The 21,055-nt window shown below is 37.2% G+C and carries 15 protein-coding genes and 2 pseudogenes; 1 reads left to right on the top strand and 16 read right to left on the bottom strand.

Features of this window, described 5'->3' with window-relative positions:
* Nucleotides 1–70 precede the first annotated feature (70 nt).
* The 4 genes from QUG14_RS29460 to QUG14_RS29445 all read right to left on the bottom strand — a co-directional run bounded on the left by QUG14_RS29460 (nucleotide 71) and on the right by QUG14_RS29445 (nucleotide 5,833).
* Entirely contained in the window at nucleotides 71–1,399 is a 1,329-nt protein-coding gene (locus QUG14_RS29460; protein ID WP_289343983.1) for a YheC/YheD family endospore coat-associated protein, read from the bottom strand.
* Nucleotides 1,389–2,738, bottom strand: coding sequence for a YheC/YheD family endospore coat-associated protein (locus QUG14_RS29455; protein ID WP_289343982.1), 1,350 nt, complete (start codon nucleotides 2,736–2,738; stop codon nucleotides 1,389–1,391). The genes QUG14_RS29460 and QUG14_RS29455 overlap by 11 nt, the downstream gene beginning before the upstream one ends.
* Nucleotides 2,704–4,998 (bottom strand): YheC/YheD family endospore coat-associated protein, encoded by a 2,295-nt coding sequence (locus QUG14_RS29450; RefSeq protein WP_289343981.1) that lies wholly within the window; start codon nucleotides 4,996–4,998, stop codon nucleotides 2,704–2,706. Before QUG14_RS29450 ends, QUG14_RS29455 begins: the two co-directional genes overlap by 35 nt.
* Before the next feature lie 100 nt (nucleotides 4,999–5,098).
* Nucleotides 5,099–5,833, bottom strand: a complete 735-nt coding sequence (locus QUG14_RS29445) for a YheC/YheD family protein (RefSeq protein WP_289343980.1) — start codon at nucleotides 5,831–5,833, stop codon at nucleotides 5,099–5,101.
* A gap of 225 nt (nucleotides 5,834–6,058) precedes the next feature.
* Between QUG14_RS29445 and QUG14_RS29440 the strand changes: the two genes are divergently transcribed.
* Nucleotides 6,059–6,475, top strand: coding sequence for a hypothetical protein (locus tag QUG14_RS29440; RefSeq protein ID WP_289343979.1), 417 nt, complete (start codon nucleotides 6,059–6,061; stop codon nucleotides 6,473–6,475).
* A gap of 70 nt (nucleotides 6,476–6,545) precedes the next feature.
* Here the strand turns inward: QUG14_RS29440 and QUG14_RS29435 are convergent, their stop codons facing one another.
* The 12 genes and pseudogenes from QUG14_RS29435 to accC all read right to left on the bottom strand — a co-directional run bounded on the left by QUG14_RS29435 (nucleotide 6,546) and on the right by accC (nucleotide 21,052).
* On the bottom strand, nucleotides 6,546–7,811 hold the full coding sequence (locus QUG14_RS29435) for a glycosyl hydrolase family 18 protein (protein ID WP_289343978.1): 1,266 nt from the start codon (nucleotides 7,809–7,811) through the stop codon (nucleotides 6,546–6,548).
* Nucleotides 7,812–7,903: 92 nt separating this feature from the next.
* Nucleotides 7,904–10,504 carry a polynucleotide kinase-phosphatase gene (locus QUG14_RS29430; RefSeq protein WP_289343977.1) on the bottom strand — a complete coding sequence of 867 codons (2,601 nt, stop codon included), beginning with the start codon at nucleotides 10,502–10,504 and terminating at the stop codon, nucleotides 7,904–7,906.
* On the bottom strand, nucleotides 10,501–11,847 hold the full coding sequence (locus QUG14_RS29425) for a 3' terminal RNA ribose 2'-O-methyltransferase Hen1 (RefSeq protein WP_289343976.1): 1,347 nt from the start codon (nucleotides 11,845–11,847) through the stop codon (nucleotides 10,501–10,503). The genes QUG14_RS29430 and QUG14_RS29425 overlap by 4 nt, the downstream gene beginning before the upstream one ends.
* A 528-nt stretch (nucleotides 11,848–12,375) precedes the next feature.
* Nucleotides 12,376–12,840, bottom strand: a complete 465-nt coding sequence (locus QUG14_RS29420) for a hypothetical protein (protein WP_289343975.1) — start codon at nucleotides 12,838–12,840, stop codon at nucleotides 12,376–12,378.
* A 461-nt stretch (nucleotides 12,841–13,301) separates the two neighbouring features.
* On the bottom strand, nucleotides 13,302–14,477 hold the full coding sequence (locus QUG14_RS29415; protein ID WP_289343974.1) for a thiolase family protein: 1,176 nt from the start codon (nucleotides 14,475–14,477) through the stop codon (nucleotides 13,302–13,304).
* 62 nt (nucleotides 14,478–14,539) lie between these two features.
* Nucleotides 14,540–15,061, bottom strand: a pseudogene (locus tag QUG14_RS29410) (cobalamin-dependent protein); the annotation flags it as partial.
* A 317-nt stretch (nucleotides 15,062–15,378) separates the two neighbouring features.
* Nucleotides 15,379–15,519 (bottom strand): annotated as a pseudogene (locus QUG14_RS29405) (methylmalonyl-CoA mutase family protein); the annotation flags it as partial.
* A 431-nt stretch (nucleotides 15,520–15,950) separates the two neighbouring features.
* Nucleotides 15,951–17,039, bottom strand: a complete 1,089-nt coding sequence (gene phaC, locus QUG14_RS29400; RefSeq protein ID WP_289343973.1) for a class III poly(R)-hydroxyalkanoic acid synthase subunit PhaC — start codon at nucleotides 17,037–17,039, stop codon at nucleotides 15,951–15,953.
* Nucleotides 17,040–17,100: 61 nt separating this feature from the next.
* On the bottom strand, nucleotides 17,101–17,514 hold the full coding sequence (locus QUG14_RS29395) for a hypothetical protein (protein WP_289343972.1): 414 nt from the start codon (nucleotides 17,512–17,514) through the stop codon (nucleotides 17,101–17,103).
* Nucleotides 17,515–17,544: 30 nt separating this feature from the next.
* A complete protein-coding gene (locus QUG14_RS29390) occupies nucleotides 17,545–19,095 on the bottom strand; it encodes an acyl-CoA carboxylase subunit beta (RefSeq protein ID WP_289343971.1) in 1,551 nt (516 codons plus the stop codon).
* 32 nt (nucleotides 19,096–19,127) lie between these two features.
* Entirely contained in the window at nucleotides 19,128–19,670 is a 543-nt protein-coding gene (gene accB / locus QUG14_RS29385) for an acetyl-CoA carboxylase biotin carboxyl carrier protein (protein WP_289343970.1), read from the bottom strand.
* Between the two features lie 29 nt (nucleotides 19,671–19,699).
* A complete protein-coding gene (gene accC, locus QUG14_RS29380) occupies nucleotides 19,700–21,052 on the bottom strand; it encodes an acetyl-CoA carboxylase biotin carboxylase subunit (RefSeq protein WP_289343969.1) in 1,353 nt (450 codons plus the stop codon).
* Between the last annotated feature and the right edge of the window lie 3 nt (nucleotides 21,053–21,055).

Raw genomic sequence — 21,055 nt, 5'->3', positions numbered from 1 at the left:
AAAGTTATTAAATATCACCAAAACAGACTCTAATCGTTAGAGCCTGTTTTGGTGTTATTCATTTTAATATTTAAAAAATAACCGATGAATTCTGGCCGCCCATAGCAAGATATTTTGCATATAAAATTGGATTTGACTTGACTAGATAATACATTTTACGGTCTTTAATAATTAACGGGAAATCATGGTCTGGTCTTTTATTCATTTCAATAACCCAAATTTTATCGTTTTTATCAATTCCAACATCAATTCCTAAATCAGCATAGGCTCCCGCGATTTCATCCACCTTACTGGCCATATCTGTACAAATTCTTATTATTTCTTGGTATTTTTTAAATGCAGTTAGCTCGTCATAGCCAAATTGTGTTTTTAATGCTGCTGTTCCTTCCAAGGCAAAGCCATTTGCTTTAAAATTTGAGGATATAGCATTTGTATTTCCGAATCTTGCAATAATGCCTGTACATTGCCAATGGCCAGTTTCATTTTTTTGCAGCATTACCCTATAATCTACCTTTCGATCCTCGAATGTATGAAGCCGGATGGGCTGCTGTAACAAATATAAAGAGTGTTTCGACAAGAAATCAGCCATCTGGCCTTCTGATAACTTTGTAATGTCATCTTGATAATTTTTCATAATGACATATAGACCTTCATCTTTTTCTATATAATAAATTCCGTTTCCTCTTGACCCATCCTTCAACTTTAAATAAACACCATTATATTTTTCGATAAATTTATCGACATTTGCTAAAGTCACTTTATTGGTCGTTTCAGCAAGATGTTCTTTTAGTTCGTCAAAGTGGGAAAGCCAATTCCAAAATTGCCATTTATCAAAATATTGAGCATTAAAAAAACTCTCACCCATTTTTTCTTTCAGACCCATTAATGTTTTTTGGGAGAGTTCTACCCTTCTGAAAATCGCACCCGGAAAAGGAAGTACACATTTTCTCCAATATTCTGGAACTGAAGGATCATATAAATATCCTGTAATTTTATCGTTTGTAAAATCAATATGCTCTTCACAAAAAACGAATAACACTCCATTAATTTGTTCGTATAACATTGTATAAATTAAATAATTATTTAAATACTTGACCAGTCTTTTTTCTGATTTTCCCAATAATAAACCAATTACTGGCCCTAGGATTAACTCATCGTTTGAAAATAAGAGTTCATACTTTACTTTCGTATCGATAAGCAGATTCGAAATAATATCCTCGCTGACTAGAATATTATTTTTATTGTTTGATTGTAACAAGGAAATAGCAATCGGTACCCGTCTTTTCCCAAACGATAAGGTAATGGTTTTCTTCCTTTCGAGCCCTAAAGAAACAGCTAGTGCAATTGGAATCGATAAGGTGTTACGTGATAAGCTATCAGAAACTATTTCATAAACCACCCTGTCTTTCACCTCCCAAACCAGATAACCATTTAGCATAATGTAAGGGGGCTGATTTAATTTTATAATATAGTTGGTAATCCTCTGCATCCAAGGCAATGGTCATGTCTGGACTCCGATTATTAATCTCAATCAGCCAAAGGTTATGGTTTTCATCCATTCCAATATCAATCCCAATATAACCTAGATGCAATCCTTTACTCTCTAATACCTTACAACAGGTAATGGCCAATTTTTCAATTTCCATATACTTCTTAAAGGCTTTTTTAAAATCATTCTGAAATATATCGCAAAGGGACTTCCAGACTTTTTGTGCTGACCCGCCACTTGATATATTGCTCACAATACTATCTATTTCACCAAACTTTGTTACCATCCCAGGAACAATCCAATCCCCATTGTGATTTTTACCAACAATCACCCGAACATCCATGACCCTATTGTCTTTTGTCAACAATGGAATTCGTTGTTGCACAATATAGTTTTTTAGGCTTATTTCTGACTTCAGATAATTTTCTACTGCCTGCCAGTTGTCTAACACCGTGATTATATTTTTGTCTTTTATTCTATAGGTTAAATTATATTCTTGACCCACCTTTGAAAGTTGAAAAATTCCAGAACCCTGCATACCTGCCTTCGGCTTAATAAACGTTTCTTGATGAGCATCTATTAATCTTTGAACATTTTCTATATTTTCACCCAGAACGGTTTCAGGGAGATACTTCCTTATTTGTTCATGGTCAGAAAGCCATTCCCACATTTCCCATTTATTAAAAACATGAGAATTAAAGAATTTATTACCAATTAACCCGGTTAATTTCTTCCGAATTACTTCTTTTATAGGTTTTCTGAGAAAAACGACTGAAGGAAATGGGAAAATCCCCTCCTCCCATTCATGCTCCTTTGGATTAAATGCATATCCATTAATAAGCTTATTTTTCACATCTATACCATCAGAGGTAAAAAGAAGAATTAGTCCATTTAAATGCTTATAATCAATTAAATAATTTTTATAAATTTTAATTCTTTGTTTAGTCAATTCGTCTATCTTGCCACGAATCAACAAACCAATGACTGGACCAATAATTAATGTGTCATTATCAAACGCAATCTCATACACGTCGATAAAATGAGGGAGAAATAATTTATTATAGATTTCATTAGATAAATAAATACATGGTTGCCGGTGATCATGATGTAGTAAGGTAACACTTTCCTTCATTGCCCCAATACTTATCGTGATTGATTCTCTGTCACTTATTAATAATTTTTCTATAACGTTTAAAGGAAGTGAAATTGTTGGATTAGGAGTAGAAATTGTTTTTATAATATGTTTCATGTGAGTTTCCCCCCTCACTTTCACTTACGCTAAATCCTTGTATATGAACTGCATAAAAGATAGGCTGAGAGCGAATTTTCAAGTACATTTCATAGTCCATTTCTTTAAAGCCTTTAAAACTCGGAAAAATATTTGCCTCGATAATCCATGGATACCCTTCTTGATCAAGACCAATATCTAAACCAAATTCTGCATAGTGTTCGTCTTTTCTATCAATTAAATGACAGAACTTTTGACACAGATTTATAATACTCTCATAAATCTTATCGAATGATTGATCAATACCTGAACCAATTACTACTTCCTCCAAAGTCATTGCTTCTCCGCCTCTTGCAATATTGGTTAACACCTCATTTTCACCGGCAACCCTGCATTCGATACCCGTGCATTTCCAGCTTTTTATATCATATTTTTGCATAACTACTCTCACATCCAAGGGGCGGTTGTTTAATTTTAGAAGCGGAATGTAGGTTTGATACAAATAATGCTTATTTAATAAATTCAACTTTATGAACATTTCCTCTAATGCCTTGTTATCAGGAATAAGATGTCGGAGTAGAAATTCATTTTGATGCTCGTATAGGATATACCCTTCAGCTAGTTCATGATTTTTTTCAAGTGTAAAGATGCCCCGTCCACGTGAAAGGCTGACGGGTTTTAAAATAATCCTTTCCCTATCATGAATAAATTCAATTAAATCTTCCACTTTTTTCAAAAGATATGTGGCGGGGACATGGTTACGAATTTCCTTTTCATCTTTTAATAAAATAAGGTCAGATTTCTTAAAGAAATGGGAATTGAATAAATTCTTATTTGTCATTTCAATTAGCTGGCTAATCCGATCAAAATTCTGATGAAAGTTTCTACGGTACAAGGCAGCTGGAATCGGTGCAGAATCATATCTCCACTTTTTTTGAGTTGGATCATACAGCATGCCATATGCGATCTTTTCCTCCCAGTCGATGGAACGAGTGGAAAAGGCCATAACTAAGCCGCCAAATTTCTCATATTCCCTAAAACGGTCCGAGTACTTTTCCATATATGTTGGATTGTACAATTGATTTTTTTCCCCTAGCAACAGACCAATTGATGGACCAATTATTGCTTTATCTTTGGATATCTTTAATTGATATATTAAGTCTATTGGGATATGCAACTTCTTTATAAGAGAACTAGAGATAAGGACCTCTGCAGGTTCGGTAAATGAATTTCTATTTAAACGAATATCCCTTTCAATTAAGTCAATTTTACATGTGTGTTCTTTAATGCCAAACTGGATGGAGATTGGGTTGCTAATGATTAAATTTGACCGAAGCATTGGTAATTTGAGGCACATTTCCTCGTCTTGATACTCCTTTAATTTAATCCAGTGATGAATACTATCCTCATTTGAAGGTATTATCAGGTCATCTTCAGATCCCGGACTCGACAAACGTTTGGTTGTTTGTGATAGGTTTTCAAGGCTATATTCATTACTGATTTCATCGTGAGTATTCTTTTCTTGCAGTATTTCCTTAGCAACCTGGAATGGGAATTTACAGATATTTTCACACATTTCAGTGTTCCATCCAAAAAAATCTTTAACAATTGTATTGATTGAACAGGTTGATTTTAAAGAATAGAAACCATTTTCATTTAATGAAAATACAATCCCAATCTCGAAAATTCCTGGGTAGTAAAATTGAATGATATCTAAAACCTTTTGGCAATGTTCCCATAATACATCCATTGAGGCATCTTCTAAATAGTATAATTTTTGGTTAGAATCTTTTGCGTACATAATCGGGGATTTCCATTTATTATTTAACTTTTTTTGTCCTAATACATATAAAGAAAATAAAGTATTGTTAGCGTCGTTTTCTTCATCAAAATCTATTTTTATATCAGAATATGAATCTATTAATGCACCTAGTTCTTTTTTCTTTATTATATGGTGCTCATTAAGGACTTGAAATTTGGGGTGGTTAGAAAGTTCCCTTAATTTTTTGATATTCTTTTTTTTATAAAACATTGTTGGGTTATAAATAATTGATGGGATATCAATTGTTTCTTTGATTATTGAATTATTCTGAAGTTCAATTGCTTGAGTTTTTAAACTCTCGAGAGAAATATCAGAAAGTGTAAAGAATTGAATGTTTAGGTTTAACTCTTTGCCTTTCCTATCATAAATATGCCATATTTCGTCATTTTTGCTTTTTTTGTTAAGTAGCTTACTCCATTCCCTTTTAGAAAGTAGTACCCCAACTGTTTCCATTTTCATGCCTCCACCTCCTAACATAAACAGGAAATTAGGACCTTTACCATAATTTATATTCAATGCTCATTAAAAGGTATGGGCAGATATTAACCTTAGCTATTTTTCATCCTCTTTTATACGCGTTAATGGTTTCATACGAACCATCATTTAAAAATTTAAACATGGATACAGCAGGAGTTAGGTTTGCTTCTATAATCCAGACCTTTCCTTCAACATCAATACCAAGATCTATTCCATATACACGTTTATTGGTATAGGAATTTGCTAATTGCCCTGCAATTAACAAGGAAATTTCCTCTAAATCAGATACAATATCTTTCATTTTTTCGTTGTTTACCAGTGATATTCCAATTGCATATTCCACAGATACTATAGCTTTTGCTGCGTTTGTCACAACAAAGTTATTTGCCGCTACTTTTGCAAGTTTACCAGTTACTGTCCACTCCAATGAATTTTTTTTTCTTTGTACCATTACCCGGATATCAAATGGATTATTATTTATTGTTGCAAGCGGAATTCTTTGCTGGACGATATACCGTTGTCTTTTTTTTGGAAAGTGATTTTCTTTTAAATAATCGTAGATGTTCTCCTTACCGTTTACGATTATTTTTCTGTGACCAATATGAAGTTCAAAATCCTCATCTGATAAGGATGATATTTGGATAATGCCAAGCCCCTGATAACCAAAACATGGTTTAACCATTACTTGATTATATTTATCTAACATTAAATTTAAAGAACTTCTAGTTAAGTATTGTGTATCAGGCAAATAGGAAGAAAGCCTTTCATCCTTTGACATCAATTTATGTTTTGTCCATTTTCCAACTGAAACACGCATTTTACTTCCCCTTTATACAATTTTTTAATTACTACTTTCAACTTCATTTATAGTCTATTTTGAAATAATATATATGCCTGTACCTATTTCTAAATTGGATGTATAACTACCGATTCCATTAATGAATGGCCCATTTTAAATAAAAATAAGGCAGATAACTAGTCCACTAAAAGACAAGTTTAATATACATGTAGGGAATTAAAAAATTAAGGAGTGAAATATTAAATGGGAGTATTTAATCCTGGCTTGCTTATTGATTTTGATTGTGAAAACTTTGAAGCAGATATAACGGTAAGTAGTGGTCCTGGTTTTACAGATCTAGCTGAAATTACTTTAACTGTTAATTCTCCAACAAACGCAGTTTGGTTGAATGCCTATGCAACTTGGGTAGGAACTTCTGCAGCAGATTTTATTACTTTTAGATTTGTCCGTGATGACAATGTAGTGTTATGTTCAGCAATTGATTCTGTTGATCAAGCAAATCAACCTGATACTACTGCATTTAGCTGTTGTGACACTGACGTCGATGCTGGTGTACACACTTACACATTGCAGGCAAGTGTAACTCATCCAAGTGGAGGACCTCAAACTGCCGTTACTTTTACTATGGGATCTTTCCAAGGAGCGGTTATCAACTCATAATTTAGAAGTACGATGTAGAAATACTATATATACAAAAAGGTTGCCTCATAGGAGACAACCTTTTTGTATTTTATTTCACCACAGCAATATTTTTACTCAAATAAGCCCAATTCTGCGGTGCCGCTAAGCTGATTTGCCAAAAAGTAGTTCCTAATAAGTTATAAACATCCATCAATCGATATTTCTCTATAAAACTTCGAATATCCTCAAACCATACAACCTGTTCTACCCCCGAACGATAATGCCGATACCAAGGGGACATGGAGTGCTGATCAAATTGAATCGGTGAGCCTGTTGAAATGGCTTGGTTTTGCGCTGCCACAACGGACATTGCATGGGTAGCATTCGTCCCGACCACCTTATCATATCCATATAGTGGAAGTGCGATTTGTAGTTTACGAGGATTTATTTGAGTAATTGAGTATTGAACAACCTGCTGCATCCACCAAATTGGCGCAATAGGGTCCGGCGGTCCGCCTGGGTAACCATAGTCAATAGTCATGACCGCAACAATATCCGCAACACTCCCAATGGCAGCATAATCGTATGCCCCTATAATCCGATTCGTAGGAATATCCGCCGTTTTTGCATGTACATTAACATGCAGAATTAACTCGCCCAATGCATTCTTTAATTCTCTTAAAAATAGATTGAAGTCAGTGCGCTGCGGCGGTGGAATAAATTCAAAGTCAATCGATACTCCGCCAAATCCCCTTTGTTTGGTCAAGTTCACAATACTAAGTACTAAATTCCTCCGGTAAACAGCATTAGCTAGTACATGTCCTGCCAACTCCGCACTAAAATCAACTCCCGTAAAATTACGAATCATTAATAAGGGAGTGATGTTCACCTGTTTACTCCGTGCAACAATTGCTGAATCCTCAATCTCGTTATAGGCGTAACCTTCTGCTGTAAACGAATATGCCACTACGGCTAAGTATGTTAATTGTCCAGCAAGTGAGTCTATCATCGAAAGAATAGAACTATCACCTGATGGCACAAGAAATCCCAACGTCGATATCTCTAACTTCACGGGTGATGGAATGTTTATAATTTGACCGACAAAAAGCTGGTTTGGGTCCACCCCTTGATTTGCACCTAAAATGGTGGAAATGTCAGTGTTGAACTGCTGAGCTAGTTTCCAAATATGATCGCCTGGTTTTATTTGATAGGAGCGGATTGGCAGCTGGTTGTCAGAGATATACAAGGCGAGACCTGGCACGAGGGAACTAGCAGTTGGTAGTCCATTTAGCTCAACAATAGTTTGCATTGGTACTCCATACCTATTTGATATTGCCCACAAATTTTCACCAGTACCCACCACATGAACACCCATTCTCTCACACTCCTTTTACCAACATCATATGGGGATATGGCTCAATGTATGAAAAAAACGAACTGTATTTACAACAGTTCGTTTAACACACATTATAATCTTGGGTCAATTGGCTCAGCCTCTAAGGCAAGTATCCCTAGCACACATTCATGAACCCGCTCCAATGATTCTCTTTTTACAAAACGATTAACTGCTTCTACACCTAGAGAAAATTCTTTTAATGCATTACGCTGTTTCTTGCCAGCATTTCGTTTCTTTAATCTCGATAAATTTTCAGGAAGCAAATAATCAATTCCATAAATGATATGCAAATACTTTCGTCCTCTCACTTTTATCGCTGGCTGCAGCAGTTTCCCTCTGTGACGAGTAATAAACGAATTCGGTTTGACCACAAATCCTTCATGGCCATCCTCGGTCAACTCTTCCCACCACTCAATCGCCACTTTCATTGAGGATTCATCATTTACAACACGATAGTCTGTTTCCACAAACAATTGAGAAACCCCGCTGAATTCTTTATTTTTCTCCATATGCCAAGTGTGCGGCCTGTCAAAAAATGATTCTGTGCTATGTGCTAACGTGTGGAAAGGCGCGATTTGAATTCCTTCTATTCCTTCTGTTTCCCAGCAATATTTTTGATACACTTCATTAAAGACTTCAGCATTTTCTATCCCGACATCTACTTCCTGAATCCAGTTCAGCACATCTTTGCCGCTTTCAACAGCCTGTTGAAGTGAATCTTTTAACTTTTTGCGGTCAAGCATGGCCATTTCCCCAACATGTGCATATTGGTTTAAGATCAGATCCAACGCCTTTAAATTCCACGGAAGTATCTCGGCATCGAGGAGGACAAAATCAGTGTTGTACTTATCAAAATAACCACTATTTACCAAATCATTATTCAAAACAGTGACAATCTGTTCTTGTAATTCTATTTTAAAAAATGCTCTGCCTGTCCGGGTATAAATGGTTCCCAAAGTTTCCCTTCCAACATACTCCTTGGCAATTTCCTTATTTTTAAATAAAAACAAAATACCTCTGCTGCCCATATGTTTCTTTTCGACGATCATGGTATCTACACCATTGGCTTGGTAGTAATCAAATGCCTCCATTGGATGCTCCAGATACCCTTCCAGACGGGACGGTTTTGGTGTCGGACTCATCGTTGGTGGAAGATAGACGATATCTTCAAGCGGCAGGGTGTAATGGGATAAATCATCTAAAGCTGGTTTCACACCATCGTCATAAATCATGATTTCTCCGTACTGTTCCGTTAACACCGAATATCCTTCTAGAAACTTCATGATATTAGGAGGCGACAGCCTTTTGAGTTCCCATTCCTTCAACGGATTGTCTGGCACATTCGCATAGTCCTGCTTTGCCTTGACCGAAATAAATTGTCTTTCTGGGTAACGATAAGCGGTTAAATTTCCTCCAAATACCACACCTTGGTCAATATTTAGTGTGTTGTTAACAAGCAATGGCTGGGGTTTTGGATCATGCCCCCACAGAATTAGTTCGCTCGATTTATGAGAGATGGACCAATCTTTTCGAATCGGCTTTCCATGTTCATCAAGCCCTTCACTATCTCCGTACCGGCAGAAATCAGAAATCCGCGGCGACTGCTTACCGATATAATGATCTTTAATTCCTGCATGGACGGCCACAACTGCATTAATCCCATTTTTTTGAATGATATAATGTGATTTGGCTTGTAAAAGCAACTCTTTTATTTGTCCCTTTAATTCCTCTACCTTTTCACTTCCATATTCACGCTCATATTCTTCAAACTCTGCTGCAACATTTTCATCACCATGAGCCATCTTTACATTTTTTCCATCAAGCCAGCGGGCAATCTTCCATCCGTGGTTGCTATCAATCATATAGGCATTCCCGGCTTCTACATGCTTTTGGAAAAATTGCAGTGTTTCAATTGATTTTGGTCCCCGGCTCAGTACATCACCAAGTGAAAGGATTTTCTTCCCCTCAGGATGAATGTAAAAACCTTCTTCGTTTTCTTGATAACCCAATTTCGCTAACATTTCAATAAATTCATCGAAGCAGCCATGAATATCCCCGATAAAATCAATTCCGGTCCCAACATCAATATATAATGGATTTTCTAGACGACTAACATTTACTACTTGAAGTTCATCTTCACCAAGCATATAAACACGGCGATAAGGCTTCTTTTTAATAAAGCGAAGCGTATTTTTAAAATGTTGATACTGTTGTTTTATTCGGTTTCTACCCCGAGGGAAGGTCCGCTCCATATCTCGTCTTAGCAATTCCGTTTCTGATATATTCAAGACCATTGAAATAACAGGTACATGATATTTCTTCCCCATTTGCAGGTATTTGTCATGCTCTTCCTCACGTAAATGGGTCGCATCGATGAACGTTAATTTATTGAGTTGGCACCGCTTCGTAATCACATAATCCATCGCGTCAAACGCAGCACCAGATATTTGCTGATACTCGTGAAATATTGCATCACTTTCGTCTTTGGGACGCCCGTTCCAACTAATGAATTCAATATCGCTGACTAGAACGCGAAATTGATCAGAGCTGACCACTTCAGATGGAAGAATCTGCTCTTCTTGTATTAATTGATTTAATAAAGTCGTTTTTCCGGTATTAGAGGGTCCGACTAACAGGACGATTCCTCCGTGCGGTAAATGTATCGTTGTCATTTTTCTTCCTCTCTTCTGAAGATTGCCATTTGAGTTGGATGACCGTAGGATGGATGCTCTTCACCTATACCTTGAAGGCTTACTTGATAAGGATACATTTGGGACCAGGCATCAACATTTTGAGCGAATTGGGCTCTCGTCCATTCAAACCGGTGATCATCATGACGCATTTCTTCATCCATCTCATAGAGCACGTTATATTCCTGGTTTGGTGTCGTCACAATTAGTGTCTTTGGACGGTAATCATTCAAAATGGTTTCGAATATTTTAGGAAGCCGATTCTCATCAATATGCTCAATGACTTCACATAAAACGATTACATCTTTATTTTGCAATCGGCTATCGAAATAATATAAAGACCCTGGCAATGACTGAGGTTGAACATATCCTTCTTTGGCATTTACCTGCTCAAAGCGCTCGATGGCGCGGATACGAGATTTGTTCGAAGGCTCAATCGATAGAATCTCTTTTATACCTTCTACAAAACCCACTTGTACCGAAAGTCTCCCTTCCCCCGCACCAAGGTCCACAATCGATTCCTTGTGAGGCAGTGACCTAATTAAGTTTAGGATTGCCTCATAACGAAGGTCATTTAAACGAATCCTCGGGCTGTCATCCTGGTTACGATTTTGTTGTTTCTTTTCATAGAATTTTGATTGAAAAATTAACGCATTAAAACGAAGTGCCCGTTTTACAATCATTTGTTTTAAAGGATGGACTTCCAGCCAACCTTCTCCATATCGGTCCAGTTTCTCAACTTCTCTCTCATCTAAAAAGTAGTGCTTGTAATTATCAATGACCGGAATAAGTATGGAAACATGTTTTAAGGCATTCTGAACTGTTTGAATGCCAGTTAATGTAACAAAGCGAGCTGATCTCTTTTTTCGAATGGTACTATCACCACGCTCAACTTCCACTTTGTATCCCATGGGTTCAAACAATTCAAAAAGCTCCTGATCTTGCAAATCGGTAGCAACCGGTCCAAATGCTAGCTTCATTTCAAATGGATGGTCCACCCATTGCAAATACGCTTCATCAGGTTTCCCATTCAATGCAGTACCTAAGGCTTTACGAATGGCTGTGATGAATAAGCTGCTGACCGCAAACTCGCGATCATTTATGTAATGCGTAATATCGAATAAATCTGATGAGTTACGAACTAAGTCTATCGGGTCAGGCTTTACATAGATAACAAATTGCACTTCTTCTTTTGTGAAACTAGGGTAAACAAGGCGGACTTTGAAGCCCTTTTCATCCCGTTCATACGGATTATTGGGATTTTTCGCGATTAAGTACGAGACCACATCCGCACCTGGTCCACTTACCGTTAATGATAATTGCATAAATTGCACTTCACTTTCTTCAGAAGTTTTTATTCCCTTACCTATATAATTCCATAATACTGGGTATTTTAGAAATAATTGTTGATTAAAATTAAAAGGACATAACTGAATGAACGAAAACCCGAATAATGGATACTATTAAAAAATACCGTTATTCGGGTTTTCTGTGTTCATCTCACTAATAAATGTAAGAGATTAGTACTGCTCCTACATCAAGCTTCCTAAGGACCTTTTCCCCCATGCTCATCACTCTTCTTACCTGCCGTAGGTCAAAGAAATTTTGGCCCCAAGCATGGTGCCAATAAGCACTTCAATGACAATGAAAAAAAATCCCAATACTTTTGTTTTTTGCTATCTATAGCATTCGTTTGAAACCATGAATGGTGGATATCTTATTATTCATCTGTTTTTTATTATATAAATAAAAAACTATCCTACAGTTCCAAATGATTACTACGATTTAGCTTTACATTATTGTTTAAAAATATTTATCTTATTAGCTCTGATACAGTTTCGAAAAAGAGTTATCTAAAAATTTTTGTAGAATTTCCGACCTTGTATTAGTAAATCTGATGTTAAAAAAGCTCCTACCGGAGGAATACCACCCGTGTATTGCGGTGGTCCAGTAAGTACTCTATTAGTAGTTGCAACCCAACTTCCATACTGACCTGTCTGCAATGAAGTTGGCTTCATAACGAACCGTCCAATTAAAATAAAATGACGAACTCTGCTCGTTGCATCATCAAAAATTTGTAATTGACCAGAAAAAGATGCATACGGTGTTTCAAATATTAGTTGTTTGGTATTTTCATCCCAATATCCATTGATTACAATCGGACTCCCACGAAAATTTGCTGTACCTCTTACTGTGTTGCCAGAGACCGACTCAATGGTAAGTATCCCCCTTACAAGCGGTCTTCCAGCTAACTCAGTACTAAGCCCCCATCGTGTTGGAAAGGGTAAACTTAGCGAATTGTTTTGATTTGTATACAATACGATCTCTCCTCATTGGAAAAAAACAATAATTACCCTATGATTATTAAATTCAGGAAATAGATTGACTTTTCAGTAAACTATTCCGAAATAATTCTATTTATATCTAGTCAAACGGTACCCCGATACAGCATTTCGACCTATAAATATCTGATAAACCCAAAACTCCTGAAATCCTCTCAGCAATACATAATTGTATCTTTATTTTTTAAGTTCCCACATCATATTCACTTGACAATTAGCTAACAACATGTTCTCTCAAAAATGTGTATTTACCTAGAAAACTATTAATACTTAGTAATAACCTTAGAACTAAATAAATTGTACTAAGTTGATATATTTACATATAAAAAAAGCATCAAACCCTAACATATAAAGTTTAATGCTTTTCCGTAATGAAATTGTCTATTGATAAATCGATCTTCAAATTAACTAATTCCCCAGTATTCTTCCATGTACTATTATACTGCTTCAATGATGATGGAAACGCCTTGTCCACCACCAACACATAATGAAGCTAATCCAATTTGTTTTTTCTGACGCCTTAATTCATGAACTAAGCTAACCACAATTCGAGCACCTGAACATCCGATTGGGTGACCTAATGCTATTGCACCTCCATTAACATTAATAATATCCTCTCGCAAACCCAATTCCTTATTTACTGCCAGTACTTGAGCTGCAAATGCTTCATTTAGCTCTGCCAATTCAATATCCTGTGTTGTAAGATTTGCTCTCGTTAAGGCTATTTGTGTCGCTGGGACTGGTCCAATACCCATGATAGAAGGAGATACAGCAGCACTAGCAACCGAACGAATTTTGGCAAGTGGCTTTAAGTTGTATTCCCTTACAGCTAGTTCTGAAGCAACAATGACTGCAGCTGCCCCGTCATTTAATGACGAAGCATTTCCTGCTGTCACCGTCCCATTCTCTTTAAAAGCTGGTTTCAGAGTCAATAATTTCTCTAGATTAGTATTTTTTATATTCTCATCTTCTGTAAATAAGGTGAAACCACGCTTGCTTTTAATAGCAACAGGAATAATTTCTTTTTTGAATTTTCCTTGTTCTTTAGCTTTAATAGCTTTTTGCTGACTTTCGTATGCAAAAACATCCTGTTCCTCTCGGGAAATATGATAGCGTGCTACTAAATTTTCAGCTGTTATCCCCATATGATAACCTTCTATTGCACAATGAAGTCCATCATGAAAGAGTGCATCCACTGTCCTTAAATCTCCCATTTTCTGTCCCCATCTTGCATTCATCACTAAATGCGGGACATTACTCATACTTTCTGTCCCTCCTGCAATCACAACATTTGAATCTCCTGCAAGAATTTGGTGATAGGCTAATGTAACTGCACGCAATCCAGAAGCACATTGTTTATCAATTGTAATAGCCGGTACAGACACAGGTATCCCAGAATGGATTGCTGCTTGTCTAGCTGGGTTTCCTTTGAGTCCTGATTTTAGTACATTACCTAGTACTACCTCATCAATACATTCACCTGAAAGACCAGCTCTTTGCCATACCTCCTTAACAACAGTCGTTGCAAGTTGTACAGCACCTACATCTTTCAATGCACCACCGAAACTCCCTATCGGAGTTCTGAGTGCCTCAACTAAGTATACTGTTTGCATTCACTATTCCCCATTTTCAAAAAAAATAGCGGTTTTGACCCGGTTTTACTTGGCACATAACACTAATCGTTCCAATCTAAACTTCGATTAAATTCTGCTAATACTTTTTGAGCAGCAAAAGGTATTACTGTTCCTGGACCAAAAATAACTGTTACCCCAATTTCTGTGAGAAATTCATAATCCTTGACAGGGATAACACCTCCAGCAACCACAACATTGTCTTCACGAATTAACTTTTTCTGTTCAATCATTAGTTTTGGCAATAGCGTCTTATGACCACCTGCCAGGGAACTTAGCCCAATAACATGAACATCATTTTCAACTGCCTGAAGGGCAGCTTCTGCTGGTGTTTGAAAAAGAGGACCAATATCCACATCAAATCCCAAATCTGCAAATGCCGTTGCTACTACCTTTGCCCCGCGATCATGACCATCCTGACCCAGCTTGGCAACCATAATTCTTGGTCGTCGTCCTCGCCTCACTTCAAAATCATGAGTTTGTTTTCGTACGTCATCGATTTCTTGCTTAATAGCATATTCTGCGCTATATACTCCAATGACAGAGCGAGAATTTGCTTTGTGCCGCCAATTGGATCAAAACCTATACAGTCTCTAACTCTATTAGGACATTGATTTTGTTGAATGATATAAGCCATAAATGTAGCGAAAAAAGGAAACCACTTATACCAGGTTCGATATAGATTGGGACTTCTTCCATATTTATGTTTTTGAATGCTTTGTGAATATCCTGTAGATAGGCTAGTGAAACACCTCTGCTATTTACCTTTTCCTTCCAAAGGGTCAATCCATCTCTTTTCGTCCAATATCAAATGAAGCATTGTTTGCCCTTTTTCTAAATCATTTCGTACAGCTTGATTAAACTCTTCTGGATCCGAATAAGCTTATTCCTGACTCACTTTCCAAGGTTCATGCTGATTGTCTTTTTCATTTGTTCCACGTAAATATGGGAAATCACCTGGCAATGTAGATAAAAAAGGATATTTTTCAATATCCTCTTGACGATACAAAGGTTGAAGACGAACTCCTTCATAAGTATCGGTACCTGCATTTTCTTCAAATTTAGCTCCTTACCTCCGCCATTTCTCTCCACTGTTGAAAAGTTGGTGTAGGAAAATCCTCAAACAATTGTATTTTAGATTCAGTAACTTTACTATCAATGGTCACAGTTTCTATCTCAATCCCATCCAGTCTGAAATTCTGTTTTAATTCAAATTTGTATTTTTAACCTGATTTTTCCTGGGAAGTTGTTGACAAAGAAAACATGGAGTGTTTTGAAAAATGGTAAGTTTGGTAATTATAATAAACTTTTGCAATCGCAAAATTTTCACAAAGGGAACACTTAATTTGATACGATGCTTTACTAACATGTGGAGCATCTAAATATGGCAGTGCTTTTTTCATATGTGTATTACATACCCACATAATTTCACCCCTTAATCCAATCTTTTTACTATTAATTTGATCGCTCTTCCAACCAATTACCAATCGTTGGATACGTTATTTTTGTAGCTTTACTTCCAAAAGCAATGGACGTGTGACCTACTGGTAATTTTATATACTGTTTGTCTTTACTGGAAATTCGATTCATTAATGCTTCAACTTGATGGGGTGGAGCAATGTTGTCCATTTCACCCGATAAGTTGAGTACATTAGCAGTGATCGCCTCAAGTTTAACCTGACGCCCACGTATAACAAGTTCTCCTTTAATAAGCTTGTTTTTTTGATAAAAATCGCGAATCCACTGGCGATAGGATTCACCAGGAAATGGGATGCCGTCGTTTAACCATTTTTGCAAAAGTTTAAAGCTCTTAACAAAACTTTCATCTTCAGCACGGTCAAAAAGACTAACATATGGCCCATATATATTTGCCATCGGTTTGATTAATTTATTTCCAAAATCAATCATTTCAGGCGGAATATTTCCAAGAGTTTGGACCACTTTATCAATATCAAAATATTGTTCATCCAGTAGAGCACCGTATATTCCTGTCTCTTCAAAATCAAATGGAGTGGTCATAAAGATAAGGTTACGAATTGGCAAATCATTATGCAACGCAGCAAATATGGAGGTTATGGTACCGCCCATACAGTAACCAAGAATGGACACTTCTTGAGCATTCGATTTCCGCAAAACTTTACGTACTGCGCGGGGGATGAAGTCCATTATATAATCATCTAATTTCATGTTTTTATCCTCAAGACCTGCTGTACCCCAGTCAAGGAGATAGACGTCAAAACCCCGATTAACCAGATACTCAACTAAACTGCTTCCCTTTGTTAAATCCATGATATAGGGTTTATTAATAAGAGCATAAATCAAAAGAAGCGGAGTTTTGTGTTTTTTCGGTTGATCAGAAATATATCTGTAGAGCTTGGTTTTATTCCTAGTCCAAATTACTTCTTTCGGTGTTGGGCCAACCTCTGGCTCGGCATCCTTCATTAAAACCTGCGTTACACTTTTTAAACGATTAAACATCTGTTGATACTCATTAGATACAGTGGGAATAAATTTATCAAAATCTTTTGGCATAAGAACGGTCATGACTCCACCCCTCGTATAATTTAAGATTAAACTTTCGAATGATATTTTTAACCTTGACCACTTAAACAGTTCCTTTTTTATTTGCCTCTCTAGAGGAATTTAATAGAGTAATGATTTGAGTCAGTTTAGAATCGAGACTCTTCATATCTTTTTTTAATTCAGTCATTTCACGTTGGAGTTTCTTTGAATCTTCCTGTTTATCCTTGGATTCTTGTAAAAATTCTTCTAAATCATCCACTTTGGCATCTATATTTACAATCTGAGAGGATACATGCGCAAGGTCATTTCTTGATGGTAGATTTGCAAATTCATAATAACGTTCAGTTGTTTCATTCAATATTTTTTTGAATTGAAGATTCATCTCTAATATCTGGCCTATCGCTTGAGCTGGAAATTCCTTTGTTACTTGATCGTCCAACAGACTACTATACTCAGAATAATAATTTTTCCACATATCATAAAAGTTTTTCACCATCTTTTCTCCTCCTAATTATTGGAATACATCCTACAATGGAATATTCCCATGTTTTTTCTTCGGTCTTACTTCCTTTTTTGTTCTGAGCATCTCTAAAGATTGTTTAAGGACTTTCCGTGTATCCCTAGGATCGATTACATCATCAACCATCCCGTGCGATGCTGCCACATAGGGGTTCGCAAACATATTGCGGTATTCCTCAATTTTTTCTGATCGAGTCAAAGCTGGATCACTACTTTGGTTAATTTCTTTTGCAAAAATAACACTCGCTGCGCCTTCAGGACCCATTACGGCAATTTCCGCGTTAGGCCAAGCGTATACAATGTCCGCTCCAATTGCTTTTGAATTCATTGCTACATAAGCCCCACCAAATGCTTTTCTTAGAATAACCGTTATTTTTGGAACAGTAGCTTCTGAATAGGCATACAGAATTTTCGCTCCGTGTCGAATGATCCCTCCGTGCTCCTGATTGACACCAGGGAAAAACCCTGTTACATCTTCAAACGTAATGATTGGTATATTGAACGAATCACAAAATCGAATGAATCTGGACGTCTTATCCGAAGAATTAATATCTAGCCCACCAGCCATTACTTTCGGCTGATTGGCGATGACTCCGACACAATTTCCATCAATTCGGCCAAAACCTACAACGATATTTTTTGCGTAATCCTTTTGAACTTCCATGAAATGCCCGTGGTCTAATACTTGTTCTAATACCTTTCTTATGTCATATACCCTCGTTCCATTTAGAGGGACTAGGTCAAGCAAATCTTCCCTCCAATCATCAGCACCATCACTATCCAAAGACGGTGGATTTTCCATGTTATTTTGAGGTAGAAAAGTCATTAATCTTCGGACGTCTTCTAGGATCTGTTGTTCAGATTCCCCAGTAAAATGAGCACATCCACTTATGGAGGAATGAACCTTAGCCCCGCCCAGGTTCTCGGCAGAAATTTGTTCGCCAGTTACCGTTTCAATGACTTTGGGACCTGTAATAAACATTTGACTGGTTTTTTCTACCATAAACACAAAATCCGTGATAGCTGGGGAATAGACAGCCCCACCTGCACAAGGACCCATAATCACTGATATTTGTGGGATTACTCCTGAATAGATAGCATTCCGGTAGAAAATTTGACCGTATCCATCTAAAGAAACGACTCCTTCTTGAATCCTGGCGCCGCCAGAATCATTTAATCCAATAATCGGTGCTCCATTTTTAGCTGCCAAATCCATAATTTTGCAGATTTTGGTCGCATGCATTTCACCTAATGCTCCGCCAAAAACGGTAAAGTCCTGAGCAAATACGTAGACTAGACGGCCATGAATTTTACCATAACCCGTCACAACACCTTCGCCTGGACTTTCCAATTTATCCATGCCGAAGTTGGTTGCACGGTGCTTGATAAATGAATTTAATTCCACAAAGGAATCATCGTCCAGCAATAGTTCAATTCTTTCCCTTGCAGTAAGTTTACCTCGATTATGCTGGGTATCAATTCGCTCGTCACCGCCGCCAAGCACGATCTTACTTTTCCGATCCCATAGATCATAAATTTTCTCATAAACAGTGCTCATTGGAAATCACCACTTCCTCTGCTCGAATTATGTTATGATGTCTGCTTCACTAAGAAAAGAGGTTGGCCGTATTCTACGAGTTGACCATTCTCGACGAGTACTTCTACGATCTCTCCATCCATTTCTGCTTCAATTTCATTAAACAATTTCATGGCTTCAACGATACAGACCACTGTTGACTTTTCAACCTTATCCCCAATTTTTACATAGGGAGACGAATCAACTGAAGGTGCCTTGTAATACGTCCCAACCATAGGAGAAACAATTTTTAATAGGGTTTCAGTCCCTAGATATTTTGATGGTATTTCTTCTATCTCAGTGTTTTCCTTCGTTGCTGCCGCTTGATTAGACCCTTCTGAAAGTCCATTCGACTTGGTAGCGGTTACAATAATAGGTGCATCCAAAATAGCATGAGATGCCAGATTAATAGATTTATTTTCTTGTATAACAGAAGGATTTATCATTGAACTTTTTCTAACAAAAATTCGAGAATCTCCCTTTTCAAGTTCTAAGCAGTCTACTGTCGATCCATCCATTAGTTTAATGATTTCTCTTATTTCCTGAATTTTATACATCTCAATCTCTCCTTAATTAACTAGATGAACTACACTTCTATCAGTAATGGATTCGTTTCAATAAATTTTGTGTTAAACTCGCCTTTCACAAAACTCTCATGTTCGAAAAGTTTTTGATGGAATGGAATAGTAGTTTTGATTCCACTAATAATAAATTCATCAAGTGCCCTCTTCATGCGCGCGATCGCCTCTTCACGATTTTTTCCCCAAACAATCAATTTTGCTGCCATTGAATCATAATAAGGAGAAATTTCGCATCCAGGATAGAGGGCGCTATCAACACGTACACCATACCCACCTGGAGGAAGATACATTTCAACTCTCCCTGGAGAAGGCATAAAATTCTTTGCCGGGTTTTCTGCATTGATCCGGCATTCAATTGCCCAGCCATTGATTTTAATATCATCCTGTCTATAAGTGAGAGGGTAGCCTGCTGCCACCGAAATTTGCTCCTTGATTAAGTCAATGCCAGTAATCATTTCTGTAACAGGGTGTTCTACCTGAATTCGAGTATTCATTTCCATGAAATAGAAATGACCATTTTTATCTAATAAAAACTCAACCGTCCCCGCTCCATGATAGTTAACCGCTTTGGCAGCGGCGATTGCTGCTGCACCCATCTGTTTACGAGTATCTTCCTCAAGGGCTGGTGACGGTGCTTCTTCAACCAGTTTTTGATGGCGTCTTTGAATGGAACAGTCTCTTTCACCTAAATGAATGACATTACCGAGCATATCTCCAATAATTTGAATTTCCACATGGCGCGGTTCCTCAATGTATTTCTCCAGATACACACCGGCGTTTCCAAATGAGGTTTCAGCTTCTTTTTGGGCTTGACGGATGGCTTTGCGTAATGACTCTTCATCCTCTGCTACTCTCATTCCCTTGCCGCCACCGCCAGCGGTTGCCTTTACAATAACAGGGAAGCCAATATCAATAGCTAAACATACAGCTTTTTCTAGTTCTTCTATCAAACCATCTGTACCAGGAACGGTAGGTACGCCTACTTTCTTCATGGTATCTCTGGCGACCGCTTTATCCCCCATTTTATTTATTGCTTCTGCTTCAGGACCAATGAATGAAATATTATAATCTGAACAAATTTCAGCAAAATTGGCATTTTCAGCTAGAAATCCATAACCAGGGTGGATAGCATCAGCATCTGTACAAAGAGCAACACTCATGATATTCGCGATATTCAAATAGCTTTCTGCAGATGCCTTGGGTCCAATACAATAAGCTTCATCTGCCAATTGCACATGTAGTGCATCACAGTCCGCTTCAGAATAAACAGCAACTGTTAAAATCCCCATTTCCTTGCACGCTCTAATTACACGAACAGCAATTTCTCCTCGATTAGCAATAAGAACCTTTTTAAACATGTA

Source organism: Neobacillus sp. CF12, assembly GCF_030348765.1.
GTDB lineage: Bacteria > Bacillota > Bacilli > Bacillales > Cytobacillaceae > Neobacillus.
This window is presented reverse-complemented; position numbering and strand designations above follow the sequence as displayed.